This window comes from Bacillus sp. LK2, assembly GCF_001043575.1.
Lineage (GTDB): Bacteria > Bacillota > Bacilli > Bacillales > Bacillaceae_G > Bacillus_A > Bacillus_A paramycoides.
In genome coordinates this window covers 1-20,349 of the sequence record NZ_LDUK01000045.1, presented here as the reverse complement: position 1 = coordinate 20,349, position 20,349 = coordinate 1, and the positions used below count along the sequence as shown (strand labels likewise).

The window sequence follows — 20,349 nt, the reverse complement described above, 5'->3', positions numbered from 1 at the left end:
GGGTATTTGTCATGAAAAAAGTGAGAAAAGCAATTATCCCGGCAGCGGGATTAGGAACACGCTTTTTACCAGCAACAAAAGCGATGCCAAAAGAAATGTTACCGATAGTAGATAAACCAACTATCCAATACATTGTAGAAGAAGCAGTGAAATCAGGAATCGAAGATATTATTATCGTTACTGGTAAAACAAAGCGCTCTATCGAAGATCATTTTGATAACGCATTTGAACTAGAGCAAAACTTATTAGAGAAGAAAAAATATGAACTACTTGAGAAAGTGCAAGCTTCTTCTAAAATGGTAGATATTCATTATATCCGTCAAAAAGAACCGAAAGGGCTAGGACATGCTGTTTGGTGTGCACGTAAATTCATCGGTGATGAGCCATTTGCAGTATTATTAGGTGATGATATCGTTCAAGCTGAAACACCATGTTTACGTCAATTAATGGACGAGTATGACAAAACACTTTCTTCTGTTATTGGTGTACAAACTGTTCCTGAGGCAGAAACACATCGCTACGGAATTATCGATCCGTTAGAGCAAGAGGGACGTCGTTATCAAGTTCGTAATTTCGTTGAAAAACCAGCGCAAGGTACTGCACCTTCAAACTTAGCAATCATGGGACGTTACGTTTTAACTCCTGAAATCTTTATGTTCTTGGAACAGCAGCAAGTTGGAGCGGGTGGCGAAATTCAGTTAACGGATGCAATTCAAAGCTTAAATGAAATTCAACGTGTATTTGCGTATGATTTCGAAGGAAAGCGTTATGACGTTGGTGAAAAATTAGGATTTGTTCAAACAACAATTGAAATGGCATTGCAGCACGAAGAATTACGTGATGATATGCTTGTCATGATGAAGAAAATTTTAGATGAGCAAACGAAGCAAGAGTCTTAATATAATAAAAAGGAGTTGTTCCTATGGGAACAACTCCTTTTTATTATGAAATCGTCGAATGAGAATGTTGATAGGCTGAACGGCGTACAGCATAGTATATGCGAGGTGCGATAATAGCGCCGATAATTGTAAATGCAATATCTTTTACTGCAAACCACATCATAATCATCCAAGCGGCTTTATAACTCATATTACCGCCCATGAAAATATTGACTGCCCCGTACATATAAGTAGTACCGATAATATACGTTAAAATGATTCCGACGAAAGAAGCAATTGCAAAGGTGCTGAATGTTGGTCTTTCTTTTCGTTCCACTAGTTTTCCTGATACGTAAGCAACGATAATAAATGCGATAATAAAACCACCAGTAGGATCTAAAAGTGCTCCAAATCCAGCTTTGAAGTTAGCGAAAATTGGCGCACCTGCTACTCCAACAAGCATATAAACAGTCATTGATAATGCCCCAAGTCTACTTCCAAGAAGAAGCCCTGCTAAAATTGCGAAAAATGGTTGCATAGATAATGGAACGCCCGCTATTTGTAGGAATGGTGCCCAAGATACAATATTTGCACCAATAGCCATAAGAGCGACGAACATGGCAGCCAACGCTAGATCTAAAACATGAAATCTCCTCATATTGTTAACCTCCTGTTGTGTTTAGGTTAACAATATCGTAGCGAAAATATTTACTTGTTGTCAATCAAAATATTTTGATAAGAAGACTTTAAATAGTCTCTCAGCAATGTATATGGAATACGAAATTGCGGGATTCCGCTTGAATAAGGAGCAATTTCATATAAAGGGAAGTAAATAACGAGATTATCTGGTTCTAAAAAGTAGTGGAACTTTTCAGCGCTCATTACCTTTTCGGCTGCGTCAGGAAAATAAATGCTTTCATTTTGTTTAATTTGTCTTACAATCTCTGTACGAAGTATTTCTTTATATTTATCCTCTTGTTGAAATAGATCGTCTAAGTGTAATAATTTTTTTTCGTTCAAATCAAATGTATTTGCCTTCCACTTATAAAGTCCGTGCGCTCCGCCTGTATATTGATAGTAATTCACATATAGGCTGAGAAAAGGTGGTTTGTTTAAAGCTACTTTATAGTCAACATTTGCAACGTATGGATGAAAAGGTGTGCTAGATCCTTCTGTTTCTTTATAATATTTCTTCGCTTCTTTCTCTAACTTACTTTTAAATTTATCAGTAGAATTTTTGTAATAGGAATTCAGCTTATTTTGAAATTGTGAATCAGAAAAATTGTGAAAAGAAGGCCTATTAATTTGATATTCTATATAAGGTTTCTTACCTTTTTGTGTTACAGTCTTAACATCAATTGTCAGGTTGGATGCTTTGGCTGCATGCATACAATTTGGTACAATAGTCAGCAAGGAGAACATAAGCAGTAGTATACAAAATTTTTGTTTCATTTAGGTGAAACCTCCTTATATAAGTGTTATAGGTAGTTTGAAAGTAAATAGGTAAAAATATACATTTAATTAAAAGTGAGAGAAGGGGGAAACGATATGTCAAAAACTTTAATGGATTCGCTTGGAATTGAGTTGTTAGAAATGACAGAAGATAAGGTAGTTGCTACGATGCCGGTAGATGGACGCACACATCAGCCGTTTGGCTTTTTACATGGCGGTGCATCTGTTGCTTTAGCAGAAACTGTGGCAAGTGTTGGTTCATACAATTTAATTGATCAAGAAAAATGTATTTGTTTCGGATTAGAAATTAATGCAAATCATATTCGTTCAAAGCAAGATGGAATTGTAACAGCGATCGGAACACCGATACATAGAGGACAAACAACGATGGTTTGGGATATTCGTATCATTGATGAAAATGACGATTTATTATGTATTTCAAGATGTACAGTAGCAATTAAAGAAAAACGTGAAAAATAGAAAAGAGGCGGCTCTTATGAGCTGCCTCTTTTTTATAATTAGAACTGGATTTTCTTCTCTAAGAAACCTTTTAGTTCGCTAATTGGCATACGAACTTGTTCCATTGTGTCACGGTCACGTACTGTAACAGCTTTGTCTTCAACTGAGTCGAAGTCATATGTGATACAGAATGGTGTACCGATTTCGTCTTGACGACGGTAACGTTTACCGATAGAACCAGTTTCGTCAAAGTCTACCATGAAGTCTTTAGCTAGTTCTGCGAATACTTCAGTAGCACCTTCAGATAGCTTTTTAGATAATGGTAAGATCGCTGCTTTGTATGGTGCTAAAGCAGGGTGGAAACGAAGAACTGTACGAGAATCATTTTCTAATTGCTCTTCTTCATATGCATCACATAAGAATGCTAATGTTACACGGTCTGCACCTAGAGATGGCTCGATGCAATATGGTACGTAACGCTCATTCGTTTGTGGATCAATATAGTTAAAGTCTTCGTTAGAGTGTTCCATGTGACGTTTTAAATCGAAATCTGTACGAGATGCAACGCCCCAAAGTTCGCCCCAACCGAATGGGAATCTGAATTCAATATCAGTTGTTGCATTACTGTAGTGAGATAACTCTTCTTCACCGTGGTCACGAAGACGCATGCTTTCTTCAGTCATACCAAGTGAAAGTAACCAGTTTTTACAAGTTTCACGCCAGAATGCGAACCACTCTAAATCTTCACCAGGTTTACAGAAGAATTCAAGTTCCATTTGTTCGAATTCACGTGTACGGAATGTGAAGTTACCAGGTGTAATTTCGTTACGGAAACTTTTACCGATTTGGCCAATACCAAATGGAAGTTTCTTACGCATAGAGCGTTGTACGTTTTTAAAGTTTACGAAAATACCTTGTGCTGTTTCAGGACGAAGGAAGATTTCGTTTGTGCTAGACTCTGTAACACCTTGGAATGTTTTGAACATTAAGTTGAACTGACGGATTTCCGTGAATTCTTGACTACCGCAATCTGGGCATTTTACTTCATGTTCTTTCATTAAGTCAGCCATTTGGTCGAAAGTAAGACCGTCAACGACCATTTCGATGCCTTTTGCATCTAATGCATCTTCAATTAATTTGTCAGCACGGTGACGAGCTTTACATTTTTTACAGTCGATCATTGGGTCATTAAAGTTACCAACGTGACCAGAAGCGATCCAAGTTTTTGGGTTCATTAAGATAGCAGCATCTAACCCAACGTTGTATGGAGATTCTTGAATGAATTTTTTCCACCAAGCTTTTTTAACGTTATTTTTTAATTCGATTCCAAGTGGACCGTAATCCCAAGTGTTTGCAAGACCACCGTAAATTTCAGAACCAGGGAAAACAAAACCGCGATGTTTCGCTAAGTTTACAACTTGTTCCATTGAATACATAATAAAATCCTCCTTTTGAAAGTTAACGTATTGGCGATGACGTGATGGGTACTTGTGAAACGAGCTATTTCCGCCTCACATTTTGAACGAGCCGCTTCCGCTTTTAAATTAAATACAAAAAAGCTCGTCCCTAGGCAATTTTGCCTAGGGACGAGCTTGTATATACCCGCGGTTCCACCCTAGTTGATGCGCATTTCGCACATCCACTTTCATCACGTATTGCTCGAGACTGCCGTTTCCTTGCGGTTTCAGGCTTTCACTATCCCTGAATCGCTTTTGTGCAAGTACTTATAAGTCCGTCATCGCTACTTATATTAATAATAATGAACATATTCTATCACGTTCTTTTTTAAATCACAATAGAGGAACGTGCCTATCTATGATAGAGTCTCGCCTATTTTTTCGTTATTTATTCCGTAAGTTTGTTTAATGTGCTTAATTGCTTCACGTTTACTTAACGGAGCGAGTTTGTTAGTTTGAACGTATTCCAAAACTACATCAGGCCTTGTTTTTGCGTATTCACGAAGGACCCAGCCAATCGCTTTTTGAATGAAAAATTCTTTTGATGAGTTCAGTTGTCCGATAATCCAGAAAAGGAGTTCTTCATCCATCTTTTGTTTATATTTCAGCTGGAATAAAATAGCGGCACGTTGTAGCCATATGTTTTCTGATGCAATCCATTTTGGAATATATGCGGAAATTAATTCTGGATGTTTCAAAAAAATGTCACCTAAAAATGTAGGGATGATGCCGTCGACAGTATCCCACCAAGATTTTGTAACAATAAGTTCTTCTAAAAAGGGGATATGAGTTTCATTTATATGTTTTCTATATTTTTGTAGTATGTCGAGTGCGGCAGCTTGAAATTCACGTTCTGGTAAGTCCCAAAGCTCACGTACGATAATTTGAAAGTCCTTTTTATCTGGGAGAGTATGTATTTGAATGACGTCTTTCAATAATTGTCTTCGCTCGGGAGTTTGAATACCGAGAAATGGGAAGTGATTTTTCATATAACGTGCCATCGGTTCTGCTTTTTCAGGATTTTTATGAACTGTAAAATGCTCTTGTAATGCTTTTACAAACGGATGCATAAGTACGTTCTCCTCTCTTATTATCTTTCTCATATTATTATACAGAGAGTTTGGATGAATTTTAAAACATAACTTGTAGGTTAATGAAATATGTTGAGAAGAGAGAGGAGAGGATAAGATGGAAGATCAAGGCGTACTAGCAGGTTTCTTTGCTCTTAGTTTTGCGTTTATTATTGTCGTTTTACTTTGGATCATTATTTCGTATTTGTTAACGGCTTTTGCACTTTATACGATGGCGAAAAATGATGGTGCAACTGATGGTGTTCTTGCGTTTATTCCTTTTTTAAATAGTAAGACGTGGGGGGACTTAGCGAAAGATAAATTGCCGGATTTCTTGAAAGAAGAAGCAGGATGGAAAGTATTCGGCATATATGTTGCATGCTTTATTTTTAATTATGTACCAATTATAAGTTTGCTAGCAATGGCTGTGTCGATTGTGCTGTCTATTTATCTCATCTACGCTATTTTAGATAGATACGGAACGAATGCCATACTATTTACTATCATTCATACAATTACATTTTCGGTGTTCTTGCCGATTCATTTATTCATTATTCGAAATGAGCCGGTGAGGTATAACGAGTAGATTTGTCATTCTTTGTTGATAAGTCGATATAATGAGAAAATAGCTGATATATTTGAAATTGCGCTTATATATTGAGCTTTGTTCCAGAAAAAAAGCGCCCTGCTTGGCAGGGCGCTTTTTCTACTACATAAGGTAGCGTAAGTAAATGTAAATGTGAGAAATGATTAATGAAACGATCATAATTGGGAAACCGACTTTTAGGAAGTCCATGTAGCTAAATTTATGCCCTTCACGGCTAGCGATACCGGCTACGATTACGTTAGCGGAAGCCCCGATTAATGTTCCGTTTCCACCTAGGCAAGCACCTAATGCTAATGCCCACCATAGTACGTCGATTTGTGCGTCAGAAGGTGATAAACCTAGCCCGACTGCCATATCGTTAATAAGTGGGATCATTGTTGCAACGAATGGAATGTTATCGATTGTTGCAGAGGCGATACCAGATACCCATAGAATAAGGATAGATGCGTGAGAAATATCTCCACCTGTTATTCCAATTACTTTTTGAGCTAACATTTTGATAAGACCGATATCGATAAGTCCTCCAACGAGTACGAATAGTCCCGCGAAGAAGAAGATTGTTACCCACTCTACACTAGCGAATACCTCTTCAATTTCATGTTCTTTCACACCGATTAGCATAAGTACAGTAGCGCCAGTTAAGGCAATGATAGCTGCATCAATATGGAAAATGGAATGAGTCATGAAACCTAAAATAGTAAGTCCAAGTACTGTTAAAGATTTCTTCATTAATACTGGATCTTTAATGTATTGTTTTTCATCTAAGCTCATTAATTTTTTAACTTGTACAGGATCAGCAATTAATTGCTTACGGTACATGAAGTAAAGCATTGTCGCTGTAACAGCAATGATAATAATTACGATAGGTGCTAAGTTTAATAAGAAAGCATTGAAATCTAAATGCTTATTTGCAGAACCAATCATAATATTTGGTGGATCACCAATTAATGTTGCTGTTCCTCCGATGTTTGAAAAAATAATTTCAGAAAGTAAATATGGAACAGGATTTACTTGCAGTATGCGCGTAATAGATAAAGTAACTGGAACAACAAGAAGTACTGTTGTAACGTTATCTAAAAATGCGGAGCCAAGCGCGGTAAGTAAGGAAAGTGAAATTAAAATTTTAATTGGATTTCCTTGTGCTCCTTTTGCAGCTTTAATGGCAACGTATTGGAAGACCCCTGACTTACTTGTAATGTTTACTAGAATCATCATACCGATGAGTAACGTAATAGTTCCCCATTCAATATGTTTCGTAAAGGCGTTGTGTAAGTCAACGACACCCACAATTACCATGAGTGCTGCACCAAGAAGTGCGATGACAGCGCGGTTAATTTTTTCAGAAATAATAATGGCATATGTAATTAAAAAGACTGCGATAGCAAAATAATACTGCCAGTTTGCGAGCTCTTGCGTTGTTTCGTGCAAAACTCTCATCTCCTTTCATTCACTTTTCTTAGTGTGTCAAAAATGTTCTAGAAGAAACACACATAACGTCATTATAAAGTAGGAAAATGGCGGATGTAAATGAAAGGAGCTATTTTGTCATATTTTCTGCATAGGTCATTTTTTCTTATTTTTTAAAATATTTGCGGGCATTTGACATATATATAAGATACATCCAATCCGAATATTTAAAATGGAATCAGCGTTCGAGCTTGTTCGTGTAGGAGTCCCAAATAGAAAGGAATGACAAAAATGATAAGGAAGGGATCGTATGGATGAACAACGATTTTTATTTTTAGACTTTGAGTTTACGATGCCCCAGCATAGAAAAAAACCAAAAGGTTTTTTCCCAGAAATTATTGAGGTAGGACTCGTTTCAGTTGTTGGTTGTAAGGTGGAGGATACGTATTCGTCACATGTCAGGCCAAAAACATTTCCGTCCTTAACGGATCGATGTAAAAAATTTTTAGGAATTAAACAAGAAGTAGTGGACAAAGGAATTTCTTTTCATGAACTTGTTGAGAAACTTGCCGAATATGAAAAGAGATGCAAACCGACAATTGTAACGTGGGGAAATATGGATATGAAAGTATTGAAGCATAACTGCGAAATGGCGGGAGTAGCATTTCCATTCTTCGGACAGTTCCGTGATTTATCGCTTGAGTATAAGAAGTTTTTTGGGGAGCGAAATCAAACAGGGTTGTGGAAAGCGATTGAGGCGTATGGAAAAGTAGGAACAGGAAAGCATCATTGTGCGCTGGATGATGCGATGACGACATATAATATTTTTAAGTTAGTAGAAAAAGATAAAGAGTATTTAGTCAAACCAGCACCTCCAACATTAGGGGAGCTTGTTGATTTTTCGAAAGTGTTAAAGAAAGTCAGTACACAGTAACGACCAAATTGCACAATATGTAATTTGGTCGTTTTGTTTTTTTAGAGTTTGTAATCTTGCTTCAATTGTTGAAGTGTTTCTAGACTACGCCCTGCAAAAGGTGAATCATCTTCAGAAAATGAATTCATTTGAGTTTCTAATGCTAATTTTAGTGACTCTGTATAATCCGGGATTTCTCCTTCATATTTTTTCACCATTTGCTCTGGAATGTTCGTCTGTTCACGGAAAGCTAAAGCGCGTCTTTCATGGAAAAATGGTACATCAGCTTGTTTTACATTATGTAAATCACCCTGCACTGGATGTTTTAAAACAGCTAATACTTTTACGACGTAACTGCCAGGGCGGCTATTTGTAATTTCGCCGATATATTTTCCAGTTTTATAAATACCAGTAACGATTTCACCAATTTCAAATGTTTCTCTCATATTTTTCACCTCAAATTAATAGTAAGGAAAGTGCGTGAAGGAGTCAAAGAAATCATTCGTTCACGGAATGTCCTTGAGAATATGAATGGGTTCAACTATAATTTAAAATAATATGACAGAAAATTCTGATGTTGATTTTTATGAATCCCCTGATAAGGAGTGTTCCATATGATGCCTTTATATTTTCCGGAAGATAAAACAGAATATATTATTCCAGGTATTGTTTGCGTTCTATTTATCATCGGTGCGGTTGCTACGTGGCGTATGTTCATTCGTGTATCAAAACGAGAAGCAGAGCGATTACAGAAAGTAGAAGAGAAGCTTTTAGCTGAGAAGAAACACTAATTCATTTTTGTATGTTTCCCTCTATGCTCGGACAATCTAAGGGCAGAATGTATTTTGGAGGGAATAGAATGAAAAGACGGCTTTTTTTTAGTTGTTGTTTGTTATTTCTGATGGCGGGTTGTGACCAAGGAAAGCCGAAAGAAATTGATGTGAAATTACATAATGCTTCAGGTGATGAAGTTGGGACTGCAAAAGTCGTTCAACAAACAAGTGGAGTGAAGATTAAGATTAAAGCGGAAGGTTTTACACCAGGTCCGCATGGAATACATGTACACGAAATTGGAGAGTGTAAAGCACCTCGTTTTGAATCATCTGGGAATCATTTTAATCCAGATAAGAAAAAGCACGGACTCCTCAATCCGAAAGGTGCAGAAAACGGTGATTTACCGAACATAGTTGCAGACGGTTCTGGAAAGATTAAAGCGGAAATCGACGCGCCGCATATAACACTTGAAGAAGGGAAAACGACGATTCATAGAAAAGATGGAGCGTCTATTATAATTACAGAAAACCCTGATGATGGTATGACACAACCAGCAGGAAAATCTGGTAATCGAATTGCTTGCGGTGTTATTGTTAAAAAAGCGTCAGAAATGAAGAAAAAATAGAAGCTACCATTAAGGTAGCTTCTGTTATATTACGATGAAAATGTATTGCGAAGTCTGTTTAAAATCTCTTCTAAGACGGACCTTGGGCAGCCGATGTTGATTCGAATATGCTCAGTTCCACCCAATCCATATTTCTCACCAGGTTCAACGATGATTTTTCCTTTCTCTTCGAGTAATGTTGTTCGCTCATTTTGAGAAAGGTTCAAGCGTGAACAATCAATCCACAGTAAAAAACTACCTTCTGGTTTCATTACAGAAAGAGTTGGTATGTGGTTTTGAATATACTCACAAGCAAATCGAGCGTTCTCTTCAACGTATAATCGAATTTCACTTAGCCAATCATTACATTCTGTATATGCACTTTGCATTGCTGTATAAGCAAATATATTTAATCCGTGGAATCCTTGTCTATATTGAATAGACGTAAAGGCATTACGGAGTTTTTCATCCGGAATAATAATGATAGATGCTTGTAACCCGGCGATATTAAATGTTTTGCTCGGAGCCATACAAGTAATTGTGCGCGCTGCTAATTCTTCAGATAAAGAGGCAAACGGTGTATGGGTATGACCTGCGTAAATAATATCAGCGTGAATTTCATCCGCAACAACGGTTACATTATATTTTGTACATAACGTACCGAGCTTTGTTAGTTCCTCTTTCGTCCAAACGCGTCCGATAGGATTGTGAGGGCTACAAAGAAGCATCAGCTTTACACCTTGTTGAAATTGCGTTTCTAAATGTTCGAAGTCTATCGCATATGTGCCATTTTGTTTCTGTAATGGACTTTCACATAATTTCCTGTTATTCGTTGTGACCATTTCAAAAAATGGTGGATAAATAGGAGGTTGTACGAGTACGGATTCTCCTTCTTTCGTTAAAGCTTGTATGCTCGTACTAAGAGCTGGAACGATGCCTGCGCTAAATACAATCCACTCTTTTTGTATATCCCAATTGTATTGGCTTTGTGCCCAATCACAAATAATATCTCCAATATTTTCGGGAGGAAGTGTATAGCCGAAAATAGGATGTTCTATCCGTTTTTGTAATGCAGTTTGAATTGGTTTTGGTACTTCAAAATCCATATCGGCAATCCAAGCGTGAATGAGTTCTTCGTTTTTATATGTATCCCATTTTGTACTATGTGTTCCGCGACGATTTACCGTTTTATGAAATAGCTGCATATGTTTTCCCCTTTCTTCTGTAAAACCGTTAAGTTATGAAAGTTCTCTCTCTTCTTATAGAATAGCGGATGTGATACGATAAAGAAAAGCATTAAAAAGTGAAAAGGCGGGAAGCAGATGGGTGCATATGAAAAGATGATAGAGGTTGTGAAAAATTGGGATCCGTTTCAAATGGGACCGGAGTTTTACGAAACAGAAGCGAGCGATGTTGTGAACGTTGCAAGTGTGTTTGACGATCCGAAATATATCGCAAAGAAGATTCAACATATATACTTTATGTCTTTTGAGGAAGTGCCTGCGCTTGAAAAATGTGAGAAGTTAGCTGTGGAATTACTTGTACTAAAAGAAGGCGGAAGTTGTTCATTATAGGCTGTCGGAATTTCCGACAGCCTTTTTGTTTATTTTAGTTCGTTCGGATTAATTAAAGTTTCACTTTACCCCGCTTTATCGCGCAGAAAATGCCATGATTTCTTCATAAACATGTTCGGGTTTTTCTTCAGGTAGTAAGTGACCTGTATTTTCGTAAGAGATAAATGTTGAATTAGGTAAATCTTTGTGTAAGCGACGTCCTACCTGTAAAGGGACGACGCGATCTTTTTCACCCCAAATGAGTAATATTGGCGTTTCGATTTTTTGTAATTCAGTTGAAGATAAGTCACCTTCACGGTCTCTTATCATTCGAGTTAAGGCAGGGAATATACGATTATCATAAAAAGGAGCGGCGTAGCCTTCCATCATTTCATTATCAATTAATGAATGGTCATGAACGACATTCATTAAGTTATGAACGATGCCTCTTCGAATAATCCAGTTCTTCACGTATAAATGGAAGAACGGTAAATAAGAAGAGTACAGTAAAGGCAAATTTGCGCGTGCTAAATAACTAGAACTGCATAGTAAAATCGTCTTTGAAATTAATTCAGGGCGTAGGTGGTTTACATAGAGTGAAATTTGTCCACCCATAGAGTGACCAACTAATACAATATTCGAGAGAGCTAGATGTTCTATCAGATCGATAATAATAGCCGCTAAATTGTGATAAGAATACTTAAAGAGATGAGATTTATCACTTTTTCCGAATGGAGGTAAATCCAGGGCGATTACTGTACCTTCTTTCATTAATAAAGGAATGAGGCGTCGATAGCTAAATGAGGAAGATAGGAAGCCGTGAACGAGTACGAAAGTAGGTCGCCCTTTATTAATATTATTATGTTCATACAATTCGTAATGAATAGTAGTACCGCGAGTGGAAAAAGTGAAGTAAGGGCATTTGCATTCATGGTTCATTTTTTGTCACTCCATTGATTTTTGTTCATATCATCTCCAAGTAAGAAAAAAATATGTTAACAAAAAAAGGCAAGATGACTATGCCATCTTGCCTTACATTTATTTATCCCGCTATTTGTGGGAGTCGTGCTAATAATCAGTGTGGATGGACAACTCCACCAATGATTAAAGTTTCACTTTATTATCCACGCACAATATTAGGTGGTGTTTTTCCTTGTAATCCTGCCACTAAATTTTCGGCAGCTGTCATTGCCATTTGCTGTCTTGTTTTTAATGTTGCAGATCCGATGTGCGGTAAAGTCACAACGTTTTGCAATGATAAGAGCGGATTATCTTTTTGGATAGGCTCTTGTGTAAATGTATCGATACCAGCTGCAAATATTTTCTTTTCTGCTAATGCATGAATTAATGCAGTTTCATCTACTGTTTTCCCTCGAGAGGCATTAATGAAGATTGCTGTTTCTTTCATTAATGAAAATTCTTTTTCTCCGATAAGATGATACGTTTCATCTGTTAATGGAGTAAGAAGAATAATAAAATCAGATTGTTTGATTAGCGTTTGTAAATCACAATATGTAGCGTCAAATTTTTGCTCAGCGTCTTCCTTACGACGACGATTATAGTAAAGAACGTTCATATCAAATCCAAATTTCGCACGTTTTGCGACCGCTTCTCCGATTCGCCCCATTCCAATAATACCGATTGTACTATGGTGCACATCTAGTCCGAAGTGTTCTTTTCCGATTTCAGCATTCCATTCACCGTTTTTTACATATGAATCGAGTTCACACACGCGGCGACCAGCAGATAACATAAGAGCGAAAACGAGGTCAGCTACCGTATCATCTAATACGTATGGTGTATTCGTTCCGATGACATTTCGACTTTGCATTGCTTTTAAATCAAAATTATCGTAACCAACAGAAATGTTGCTCACTACTTTCAAGTTAGGAGCGGCTTGTAACAACTCTTCATTTATGGCTGAGCCGAAATTAAGTAATCCATCTTTATCTTTTATTTTTTCTAATAAAACATCACGAGGTACTTTCTCATTTTGATCCCATTTTTCGTAATCGCAGTGTTCCGATAAATAAGTTTCTACAAATGTTGGAACTGGCTCAGCAATATATACTTTTGGTTTCACGGTTCCATCCCCTTTCATCTTTATCCCGATTGGTGCGGGATAATAATCAGTGGGAATGAACCTCCCACTGATTAAAGTTTCACTTTATTTTTACATAATTCTCTAAAAAAATCTTCTTTTCAAACAGGAAAGGCTATTTGTATAATTTAGACACAAACAAAAGAGAGGATGAGTTATATGATGACTGAAAAGGAATTAGAATTGTTAGCTTGCCTTGAAAAAAATAGTCGTTTATCTGTAGAAGTATTAGCGAAGCTGTTAAGTATAGATGTAGAAGAAGCGAAAAAGATGGTTGCGAAATTAGAAAGTGAAAAAATTATCGTGGACTATGTAACACATATCGATTGGACAAAAGTGAAAGAACATACTGGTTTAACAGCAATGATTGATGTGAAAGTTACACCGAAGCGTGGCGTTGGTTTTGATGCGGTTGCTGAACAAATTTATCGCTATTCAGAAGTGAAATCAGTTTATTTAATGTCTGGTACATATGATCTTTCTATTACGTTAGAAGGAAAAACGATGGGCGAAGTAGCGATGTTTGTTTCTGAGAAATTAGCAACAATTGAATCCGTTGTTTCTACGACAACTCATTTTATTTTGAAGAAGTATAAACATGAGGGCATTATTTATGAAAAAACTGATGATGATAAGAGAATTGTGGTGACACCATGAAGCAATTTGAACTATCTAGAGTAGCAGAATCTTTACAACCATCCGGCATTCGAAAGTTTTTCGATTTAGCGGCAAGTATGAAAGGTGTTATTTCACTTGGAGTGGGAGAGCCTGACTTTGTTACACCTTGGAATGTAAGGCAGGCATGTATCCGTTCTTTAGAGCAAGGATATACAGCATATACAGCTAATGCAGGATTATTAGAGCTCCGTCAAGAAATAGCAAAGTATCTAAAAAAACAATTTGCAGTATCTTATGATCCCAATGATGAAATCATTGTTACAGTTGGAGCGAGCCAAGCGTTAGATGTAGCAATGCGCGCTATTGTAAATCCTGATGATGAGGTACTTATTATTGAACCAAGCTTCGTTTCGTATGCACCGCTTGTTACGTTGGCTGGCGGAGTCCCGGTTCCAGTAGCGACTTCATTAGAAGATGAATTTAAAGTACAACCAGATCAAATTGAAGCAGCTATTACAGCAAAAACAAAGGCGATTTTACTTTGTTCTCCAAATAACCCAACAGGTGCAATGTTAAATAAATCCGAATTAGAAAAGCTAGCAGTCATTGTGGAGAAATATAATTTAATCGTATTATCTGATGAAATTTATGCAGAGCTCGTATATGACGAAGCGTATACAAGTTTCGCGAGTATAAAAGATATGCGTGAGCATACGATTTTAATTTCAGGATTTTCAAAAGGGTTTGCGATGACAGGATGGCGTCTTGGTATGATTGCAGCCCCTGTTCAATTTTCAGAATTAATGCTCAAAATCCATCAATATTCAATGATGTGTGCACCGACGATGTCTCAATTCGCAGCACTTGAAGCATTGCGTGCAGGAAATGATGAAGTAATTCGAATGAGAGATAGTTATAAAAAGCGTCGCAACTTTATGACGACATCTTTCAATGAAATGGGCTTAACATGTCATGTACCGGGCGGAGCATTTTATGTCTTTCCTTCCATTGCTTCAACTGGACTATCTTCAGCAGAATTCGCAGAACAGTTATTATTAGAAGAAAAAGTGGCTGTTGTCCCCGGAAGTGTATTTGGAGACAGTGGTGAAGGATTCATTCGTTGTTCATATGCGACATCGCTTGAGCAACTTATGGAAGCAATGAAGAGGATGGAACGGTTCATAGAGAATAAAAAAAGGACAAAACATAATACGTTTTGTCCATAAAAGGGGGGGAATACTAGAAAGCCATGTGTTAGTATTCTATCCCAATATTGGAGAATTATACGTATTATAGGAAATTTCTTCATGAATTTTGAATGAGTTCTATCATAGTGGTATAATTTACTAATATAAGGTGTACTTATTCTAGATTGCTTTACTGAGGATAAGTACTAACCAATCGGATATTTAACAATAAATACATCTGCTTTGCTATCTACAATTGTAGAGAAAATGGTAAACGTATGGGAGTGTTTCATATGTCAGAACAATATACAACAGGAGTGGTTGTAACAGGGAAAGTGACTGGAATTCAAGATTACGGTGCATTTGTAGCGTTAGATGCAGAAACACAAGGACTTGTGCATATATCTGAAATTACAAATGGATATGTAAAGGATATTCATGACTTTTTAAAGGTCGGCGATACAGTAGAAGTAAAAGTACTTTCAATTGATGAAGAGCACAGAAAAATGAGTTTATCGTTAAAAGCGGCGAAAAGAAAACAAGGAAGGGTTCTTATACCGAAGCCAACCGATAAAGGGTTCAATACGCTGCGTGAAAAGCTAACGGAATGGATTGAAGAATCAGAGTTAACAAAGTAAAAGAGGAGCGCATATGAGCGTTCCTCTTTTACTTTGTCTTATGATATATATTTGCAAATATGATTGCATGCAATCATATTCGTATGTCGGAGATGAAAAAGACATACTGACTATCGAATTTCATTTGTTTCTGGGTGAGTGCCAAGATTTTCGGATGGTTTAAACAGTAAACCAAGATTGATAAGCCCAGAAATACCAACGATGCCATAAATAATACGTGCGAGAGCTGAACTTTGTCCACCGAAAATGGCAGCCACTAAGTCAAACTGGAAGAACCCGATTAGTCCCCAGTTCACAGCACCGATTACAGTGAAGACTAATGCGATACGTTGCAGAGTACTCATGAAAAAGCCCCCCTTAATGTGAAGCATGAGCAAGCGAAGAGTTAATAAGAAAATGTAACTCCTTTATAGAATGGTGTAGTTTTGGTGTTTTTATACATAAAAAATGTACGAAAAAAGGATGTATATACATCTATACCGAAAAATACGAATTTTTATGCAAAAAATGAACTTTTTCTAAAAAATAAATAATGGTTACGTTTACAATTGTTGAATCGCTTGATTTACAACTTTAGTTTCGCTAAAGTGAATACAGAAATACATATACATAATTGGAGGGAAAAAGATGAGTACACATGTAACGTTCGACTATTCTAAAGCGTTATCCTTCATCAGTGAACATGAACTAACTTATTTACGTGATGCAGTAAAAGTATCACACCATGCAATCCACGAAAAAACTGGAGCTGGGAACGATTTCCTTGGGTGGGTAGAGCTTCCGCTTCAATATGACAAAGAAGAATTTGCTCGCATTCAAAAATGCGCAGAAAAAATTAAAAATGACTCTGACATTTTACTTGTTGTAGGTATCGGTGGTTCTTACTTGGGAGCACGTGCAGCAATCGAAATGTTAAACCATTCTTTCTACAACACGCTTTCTAAAGAACAACGTAAAACTCCACAAGTGCTATTTGTTGGACAAAACATTAGCTCCACTTACATGAAAGATTTAATGGACGTACTAGAAGGTAAAGACTTCTCTATTAACGTTATTTCCAAATCAGGTACAACAACAGAGCCTGCAATCGCATTCCGTATTTTCCGTAAATTATTAGAAGAAAAATACGGCAAAGAGGAAGCTCGCAAACGTATTTATGCAACTACAGATAAAGCGCGTGGTGCTTTAAAAACATTAGCTGATAACGAAGGTTACGAAACATTCGTTATTCCAGATGATGTTGGCGGTCGTTTCTCTGTATTAACACCAGTAGGTTTATTACCGATCGCAGTAAGTGGCCTAAACATTGAAGAAATGATGAAAGGTGCAGCTGCTGGTCATGATGACTTCGCGACATCAGAACTTGAAGAAAACCCAGCTTACCAATACGCAGTAGTTCGTAATGCTCTATACAATAAAGGGAAAACAATTGAAATGCTTGTTAACTACGAGCCAGCACTTCAATACTTCTCTGAGTGGTGGAAACAGTTATTTGGTGAAAGTGAAGGAAAAGATCAAAAAGGTATTTTCCCATCTTCAGCAAACTTCTCAACTGACTTACACTCATTAGGTCAATACATTCAAGAAGGTCGCCGTGATCTATTCGAAACAGTTCTTAAAGTAGGTAAATCTACACATGAACTAAAAATCGAATTAGATGACAACGATTTAGATGGATTAAACTACCTTGCTGGTGAAACTGTAGACTTCGTAAACACAAAAGCATACGAAGGTACATTACTTGCACATAGCGACGGCGGAGTACCAAACTTAATCGTAAACATTCCAGAACTAAACGAGTATACATTCGGTTACCTTGTATACTTCTTCGAAAAAGCATGTGCGATGAGCGGCTACCTATTAGGCGTAAATCCATTTGACCAACCAGGAGTAGAAGCATACAAGAAAAACATGTTCGCTCTACTTGGAAAACCAGGATTCGAAGAACTAAAAGCAGAATTAGAAGAGCGTTTAAAATAAAAAAAACTGTTGGGGACGAGCCCCAACAGTTTTTTTATGGGATTTTTTGACGAGTAGCCGACATTCCGGATTGAATCTCATATATATTCAGAATGGAATGGGTATGCTAAAGGAAAGGTCTAGGAGGGATTGATTTGATTCCGATTCAATCAAATTTAGTAGGGCGTACATATGCGTTATATAAGTTAGAAGAGGTTATGAAGCCACTTGGATATAGTATTGGTGGCAATTGGGATTATGATAAAGGATGCTTTGATTACAAAATTGACGAAGAAGATGGTTACCAATTTTTACGAGTGCCATTTACGGCTGTGGATGGAGAGCTAGATGTGCCTGGTGTAGTAGTTCGTCTTGAAACACCGTATATTATTTCGCACGTATATCAAGACGAACTAGATAATGAAGTAAATACGTTAGCTGCTGGGACGAGCTTAGATCAGTTTGCTGAACCGAAAGATCCAGATGGAGATGTGAAAAGAAAGTATATCGATATTGGTAAAGTGCTAGTACAAGAACTAGAAAAGCATTTTTTTAATGGCGAATAACAATGAGTACGTCACTTTCAATGATAATAAAAGAATGAACTGGATTAATCATATATTGTTCATCACGCTTTATACCCAATAGGAGGATATTTTGTTTTAAAAGAGTGTAGCTGCAATTAGCGAAAGTTTGTCCTATACATGATGGAGCTAGTTCCATCAGTTGTAATTTGTTATCAGAGATTTCATCGTAGAGCGAAAATAATACACCGGAAATAGAAGGGAATAAAAGGGAAGCGGTAAATACATAGCTCGTTAATTTATTTCCTTCTATAATTTCTGAAGCGCCAGCCCGCGTTGCATTTTGTATTTGCTCTGAAGTAAGTAGTTCGGCAATACAGTGAATGTTTGGATTAAGTCCTTTTGCAGTTAAAATATTTAAAATGGACTGTGTATCTGCTAAGCTTTCATTTTTTTCTTTATCAGCCGTTATTAATATTGTGTGTGCTGTTGTAATGTTTGCTTTTTGTAAAGTTTGATCGTGGTGTGGACAGCCTTTTATAAATTCTAAATGATGAAATGGTTTTGGAAGTAAAGAGAGTGTTTCATCAATTAAAACGATATCAAGATTTGGTTGTAATACATGCATTTGTTTCACAACGTGTTTGGCACGTTCATTCCAACCAACGATAATCATATGTCCGCTAGAAGTAGCCGCTTCTTCTCCTTTAATCTTCATATATTGTTTACTAATCATTTCGGTAGCAAATAGAACCATATAATAAGAACAAAATCCAGTTCCTAATAAAATAATGCCTATTCCAATAAGTTTCCCTATCGTTGTATGTGGGGCAAAGTCACCATAGCCAACGGTGAAGATTGTAACGATTGACCACCAAACCCCATCGAACCATGTAATAAAGTGAGTGGGCTCTAGTGTATGTATAAGAAAACCAGAGAAAGTAGTAAGTACAATAATAAAACAAATTAAACGAAAAATAATGGAATCACGAAATGTATCTACTAAGTTCGGGCGCGATTTCAATTTTGTATTCCTCCTTACTTTGCAGGACTACATTCATTGTTACCATTATAGAAAAAAGAAAAACTCCCTAATTAAAAAGAGAGTTCGTTTCATGTTACATACTTTCGACTTCAGTTTGTTGAACACTTTCGAGGTGTTGCAGGGCGTAGTAAACATCGGCAGTGTGTCTTTTTTGATCGATAGACAATTTAAGATGTAAATAGTGAGAACCACTTTCTAATGTTTTGAGCTTCATATTTTTAACCTTTATATCCATTGCTTTTATTTCCTCAATGACAATAGGGATGTTGTCCATATCTCGTACAACAAGTTTGACGGCAATATCGCGTTGGCGTAATGACCTGGGGCCTAAAAAATTCATAGCTAATGGGATAAGTTCTACACTAATCATAAGGAAACACATCCCGAAAATGGCTTCGAGATAAAAGCCAGCTCCGACGGCAATGCCGATACCAGAAGCACCCCAAATCATAGCTGCGGTAGTTAGTCCTGCAATACTATCATTTCCTCTTCGTAAAATAACACCAGCACCTAAAAAACCGATTCCTGACACAATTTGAGCCGCTAGTCGAAGTGGATCCATATTCATATGGTCAGTGTGTGGTAAATTGTAAGCTGCTTTAATAGAAACAATGGTTAAGAGGCAGCTAATAATGGAAATAACTAAACAAGTTTTTAAACCGAGTGGTTTACGTTTTAATTCGCGTTCTAAACCGATAGCGAATCCTAAAATAGCGGAGAGACCTAGTTTTATTAATAAATCGGTGTAGTCCATGTATATTCCTCCTTGTATGATATGGTATATGAATAAAACGTTTATATAGAAAGAAACGTTTTTGGACAGAGTGACTTTCTATAGAATATATGTAGGAATTACTTAGAAATGAAAGAGATATTTCGTTTAAGTATATGATATTAAAAAAGAAATGTAGTTGTTTTAAAAAAAGTTTTCAAAAGATGTTGCATTTCGTTTTTCTGCATGCTATATTAATAAACGTCGCTGATGCAGAAACGCAGAAAACGACAAAAAAGAAATTAAAAAACTTAGTTGACATCGAAAAACGAAGATGTTAACATAAGGAAGTCGCAAATGAGCGACTAAGTAGTTCTTTGAAAACTGAACG

Annotated in this window: 24 protein-coding genes; 12 read left to right on the top strand and 12 right to left on the bottom strand. The window is 36.8% G+C overall.

Features of this window, described 5'->3' with window-relative positions; genetic code table 11:
* The first annotated feature begins 11 nt into the window (after positions 1–11).
* Positions 12–899, top strand: a complete 888-nt coding sequence (gene galU / locus VK90_RS22270) for a UTP--glucose-1-phosphate uridylyltransferase GalU (RefSeq protein ID WP_048375303.1) — start codon at positions 12–14, stop codon at positions 897–899.
* 43 nt (positions 900–942) lie between these two features.
* Here the strand turns inward: galU and VK90_RS22265 are convergent, their stop codons facing one another.
* Positions 943–1,536, bottom strand: a complete 594-nt coding sequence (locus VK90_RS22265; RefSeq protein ID WP_048375301.1) for a biotin transporter BioY — start codon at positions 1,534–1,536, stop codon at positions 943–945.
* A gap of 50 nt (positions 1,537–1,586) precedes the next feature.
* The gene (locus VK90_RS22260) at positions 1,587–2,330 is read right to left on the bottom strand and encodes a DUF3298 and DUF4163 domain-containing protein (RefSeq protein WP_048375299.1); all 744 of its coding nucleotides are present in this window, start codon (positions 2,328–2,330) and stop codon (positions 1,587–1,589) included.
* 96 nt (positions 2,331–2,426) lie between these two features.
* Here VK90_RS22260 and VK90_RS22255 point away from each other — a divergent pair, with 96 nt between their 5' ends.
* Positions 2,427–2,810 (top strand): hotdog fold thioesterase, encoded by a 384-nt coding sequence (locus VK90_RS22255; RefSeq protein WP_002174004.1) that lies wholly within the window; start codon positions 2,427–2,429, stop codon positions 2,808–2,810.
* A 38-nt stretch (positions 2,811–2,848) separates the two neighbouring features.
* On the opposite strand, the gene VK90_RS22250 is transcribed toward VK90_RS22255, so the two are convergent.
* Both VK90_RS22250 and VK90_RS22245 read right to left on the bottom strand, forming a co-directional pair.
* Positions 2,849–4,225 (bottom strand): glycine--tRNA ligase, encoded by a 1,377-nt coding sequence (locus tag VK90_RS22250; RefSeq protein ID WP_000287156.1) that lies wholly within the window; start codon positions 4,223–4,225, stop codon positions 2,849–2,851.
* A gap of 377 nt (positions 4,226–4,602) precedes the next feature.
* A complete protein-coding gene (locus VK90_RS22245; RefSeq protein WP_048375295.1) occupies positions 4,603–5,316 on the bottom strand; it encodes a DNA alkylation repair protein in 714 nt (237 codons plus the stop codon).
* Positions 5,317–5,434: 118 nt separating this feature from the next.
* On the opposite strand from VK90_RS22245, the gene VK90_RS22240 reads away from it, so the two are divergent.
* Positions 5,435–5,902 carry a hypothetical protein gene (locus tag VK90_RS22240; RefSeq protein WP_048375293.1) on the top strand — a complete coding sequence of 156 codons (468 nt, stop codon included), beginning with the start codon at positions 5,435–5,437 and terminating at the stop codon, positions 5,900–5,902.
* Positions 5,903–6,025: 123 nt separating this feature from the next.
* Here VK90_RS22240 and VK90_RS22235 read toward each other — a convergent pair whose 3' ends face one another.
* Positions 6,026–7,351 carry an ArsB/NhaD family transporter gene (locus VK90_RS22235; protein WP_048375292.1) on the bottom strand — a complete coding sequence of 442 codons (1,326 nt, stop codon included), beginning with the start codon at positions 7,349–7,351 and terminating at the stop codon, positions 6,026–6,028.
* A 289-nt stretch (positions 7,352–7,640) separates the two neighbouring features.
* Here VK90_RS22235 and kapD point away from each other — a divergent pair, with 289 nt between their 5' ends.
* A complete protein-coding gene (gene kapD / locus VK90_RS22230; protein WP_048375290.1) occupies positions 7,641–8,264 on the top strand; it encodes a 3'-5' exonuclease KapD in 624 nt (207 codons plus the stop codon).
* Between the two features lie 41 nt (positions 8,265–8,305).
* On the opposite strand, the gene VK90_RS22225 is transcribed toward kapD, so the two are convergent.
* The gene (locus tag VK90_RS22225; protein WP_001209324.1) at positions 8,306–8,689 is read right to left on the bottom strand and encodes a kinase-associated lipoprotein B; all 384 of its coding nucleotides are present in this window, start codon (positions 8,687–8,689) and stop codon (positions 8,306–8,308) included.
* Between the two features lie 168 nt (positions 8,690–8,857).
* Between VK90_RS22225 and VK90_RS30330 the strand changes: the two genes are divergently transcribed.
* Positions 8,858–9,034: a hypothetical protein gene (locus tag VK90_RS30330; RefSeq protein ID WP_002173998.1), complete on the top strand. Its 177-nt coding sequence runs from the start codon at positions 8,858–8,860 to the stop codon at positions 9,032–9,034.
* Positions 9,035–9,102: 68 nt separating this feature from the next.
* Positions 9,103–9,642, top strand: a complete 540-nt coding sequence (locus VK90_RS22220; protein ID WP_048375288.1) for a superoxide dismutase family protein — start codon at positions 9,103–9,105, stop codon at positions 9,640–9,642.
* Between the two features lie 29 nt (positions 9,643–9,671).
* Here the strand turns inward: VK90_RS22220 and VK90_RS22215 are convergent, their stop codons facing one another.
* Positions 9,672–10,826, bottom strand: a complete 1,155-nt coding sequence (locus VK90_RS22215) for a MalY/PatB family protein (protein WP_048375286.1) — start codon at positions 10,824–10,826, stop codon at positions 9,672–9,674.
* 117 nt (positions 10,827–10,943) lie between these two features.
* Between VK90_RS22215 and VK90_RS22210 the strand changes: the two genes are divergently transcribed.
* The gene (locus tag VK90_RS22210) at positions 10,944–11,195 is read left to right on the top strand and encodes a YugE family protein (protein ID WP_048375283.1); all 252 of its coding nucleotides are present in this window, start codon (positions 10,944–10,946) and stop codon (positions 11,193–11,195) included.
* Positions 11,196–11,270: 75 nt separating this feature from the next.
* Here VK90_RS22210 and VK90_RS22205 read toward each other — a convergent pair whose 3' ends face one another.
* The gene (locus VK90_RS22205) at positions 11,271–12,113 is read right to left on the bottom strand and encodes an alpha/beta fold hydrolase (RefSeq protein WP_048375282.1); all 843 of its coding nucleotides are present in this window, start codon (positions 12,111–12,113) and stop codon (positions 11,271–11,273) included.
* A 181-nt stretch (positions 12,114–12,294) separates the two neighbouring features.
* Complete coding sequence (locus VK90_RS22200) at positions 12,295–13,275, bottom strand: 2-hydroxyacid dehydrogenase (protein ID WP_048375281.1); 981 nt, start codon at positions 13,273–13,275, stop codon at positions 12,295–12,297.
* 159 nt (positions 13,276–13,434) lie between these two features.
* Here VK90_RS22200 and VK90_RS22195 point away from each other — a divergent pair, with 159 nt between their 5' ends.
* The 3 genes from VK90_RS22195 to yugI all read left to right on the top strand — a co-directional run bounded on the left by VK90_RS22195 (position 13,435) and on the right by yugI (position 15,718).
* Positions 13,435–13,932, top strand: coding sequence for an Lrp/AsnC family transcriptional regulator (locus tag VK90_RS22195; RefSeq protein ID WP_002173992.1), 498 nt, complete (start codon positions 13,435–13,437; stop codon positions 13,930–13,932).
* Positions 13,929–15,119, top strand: coding sequence for an aminotransferase (locus tag VK90_RS22190; RefSeq protein WP_048375279.1), 1,191 nt, complete (start codon positions 13,929–13,931; stop codon positions 15,117–15,119). The genes VK90_RS22195 and VK90_RS22190 overlap by 4 nt, the downstream gene beginning before the upstream one ends.
* 254 nt (positions 15,120–15,373) lie before the next feature.
* On the top strand, positions 15,374–15,718 hold the full coding sequence (gene yugI / locus VK90_RS22185) for a S1 domain-containing post-transcriptional regulator GSP13 (RefSeq protein WP_002173990.1): 345 nt from the start codon (positions 15,374–15,376) through the stop codon (positions 15,716–15,718).
* 110 nt (positions 15,719–15,828) lie between these two features.
* On the opposite strand, the gene VK90_RS22180 is transcribed toward yugI, so the two are convergent.
* On the bottom strand, positions 15,829–16,062 hold the full coding sequence (locus VK90_RS22180; protein WP_048375277.1) for a DUF378 domain-containing protein: 234 nt from the start codon (positions 16,060–16,062) through the stop codon (positions 15,829–15,831).
* 283 nt (positions 16,063–16,345) lie between these two features.
* Between VK90_RS22180 and VK90_RS22175 the strand changes: the two genes are divergently transcribed.
* Together VK90_RS22175 and VK90_RS22170 are read left to right on the top strand one after the other, a co-directional pair.
* On the top strand, positions 16,346–17,698 hold the full coding sequence (locus VK90_RS22175; RefSeq protein WP_002173986.1) for a glucose-6-phosphate isomerase: 1,353 nt from the start codon (positions 16,346–16,348) through the stop codon (positions 17,696–17,698).
* Positions 17,699–17,832: 134 nt separating this feature from the next.
* Positions 17,833–18,243 (top strand): YugN-like family protein, encoded by a 411-nt coding sequence (locus VK90_RS22170; protein ID WP_048375275.1) that lies wholly within the window; start codon positions 17,833–17,835, stop codon positions 18,241–18,243.
* Here VK90_RS22170 and VK90_RS22165 read toward each other — a convergent pair.
* Together VK90_RS22165 and VK90_RS22160 are read right to left on the bottom strand one after the other, a co-directional pair.
* On the bottom strand, positions 18,230–19,225 hold the full coding sequence (locus VK90_RS22165) for a potassium channel family protein (RefSeq protein WP_048375273.1): 996 nt from the start codon (positions 19,223–19,225) through the stop codon (positions 18,230–18,232). The two genes, VK90_RS22170 and VK90_RS22165, sit on opposite strands and share 14 nt — an antisense overlap.
* Before the next feature lie 94 nt (positions 19,226–19,319).
* A complete protein-coding gene (locus VK90_RS22160) occupies positions 19,320–20,000 on the bottom strand; it encodes an MgtC/SapB family protein (protein WP_002173983.1) in 681 nt (226 codons plus the stop codon).
* Between the last annotated feature and the right edge of the window lie 349 nt (positions 20,001–20,349).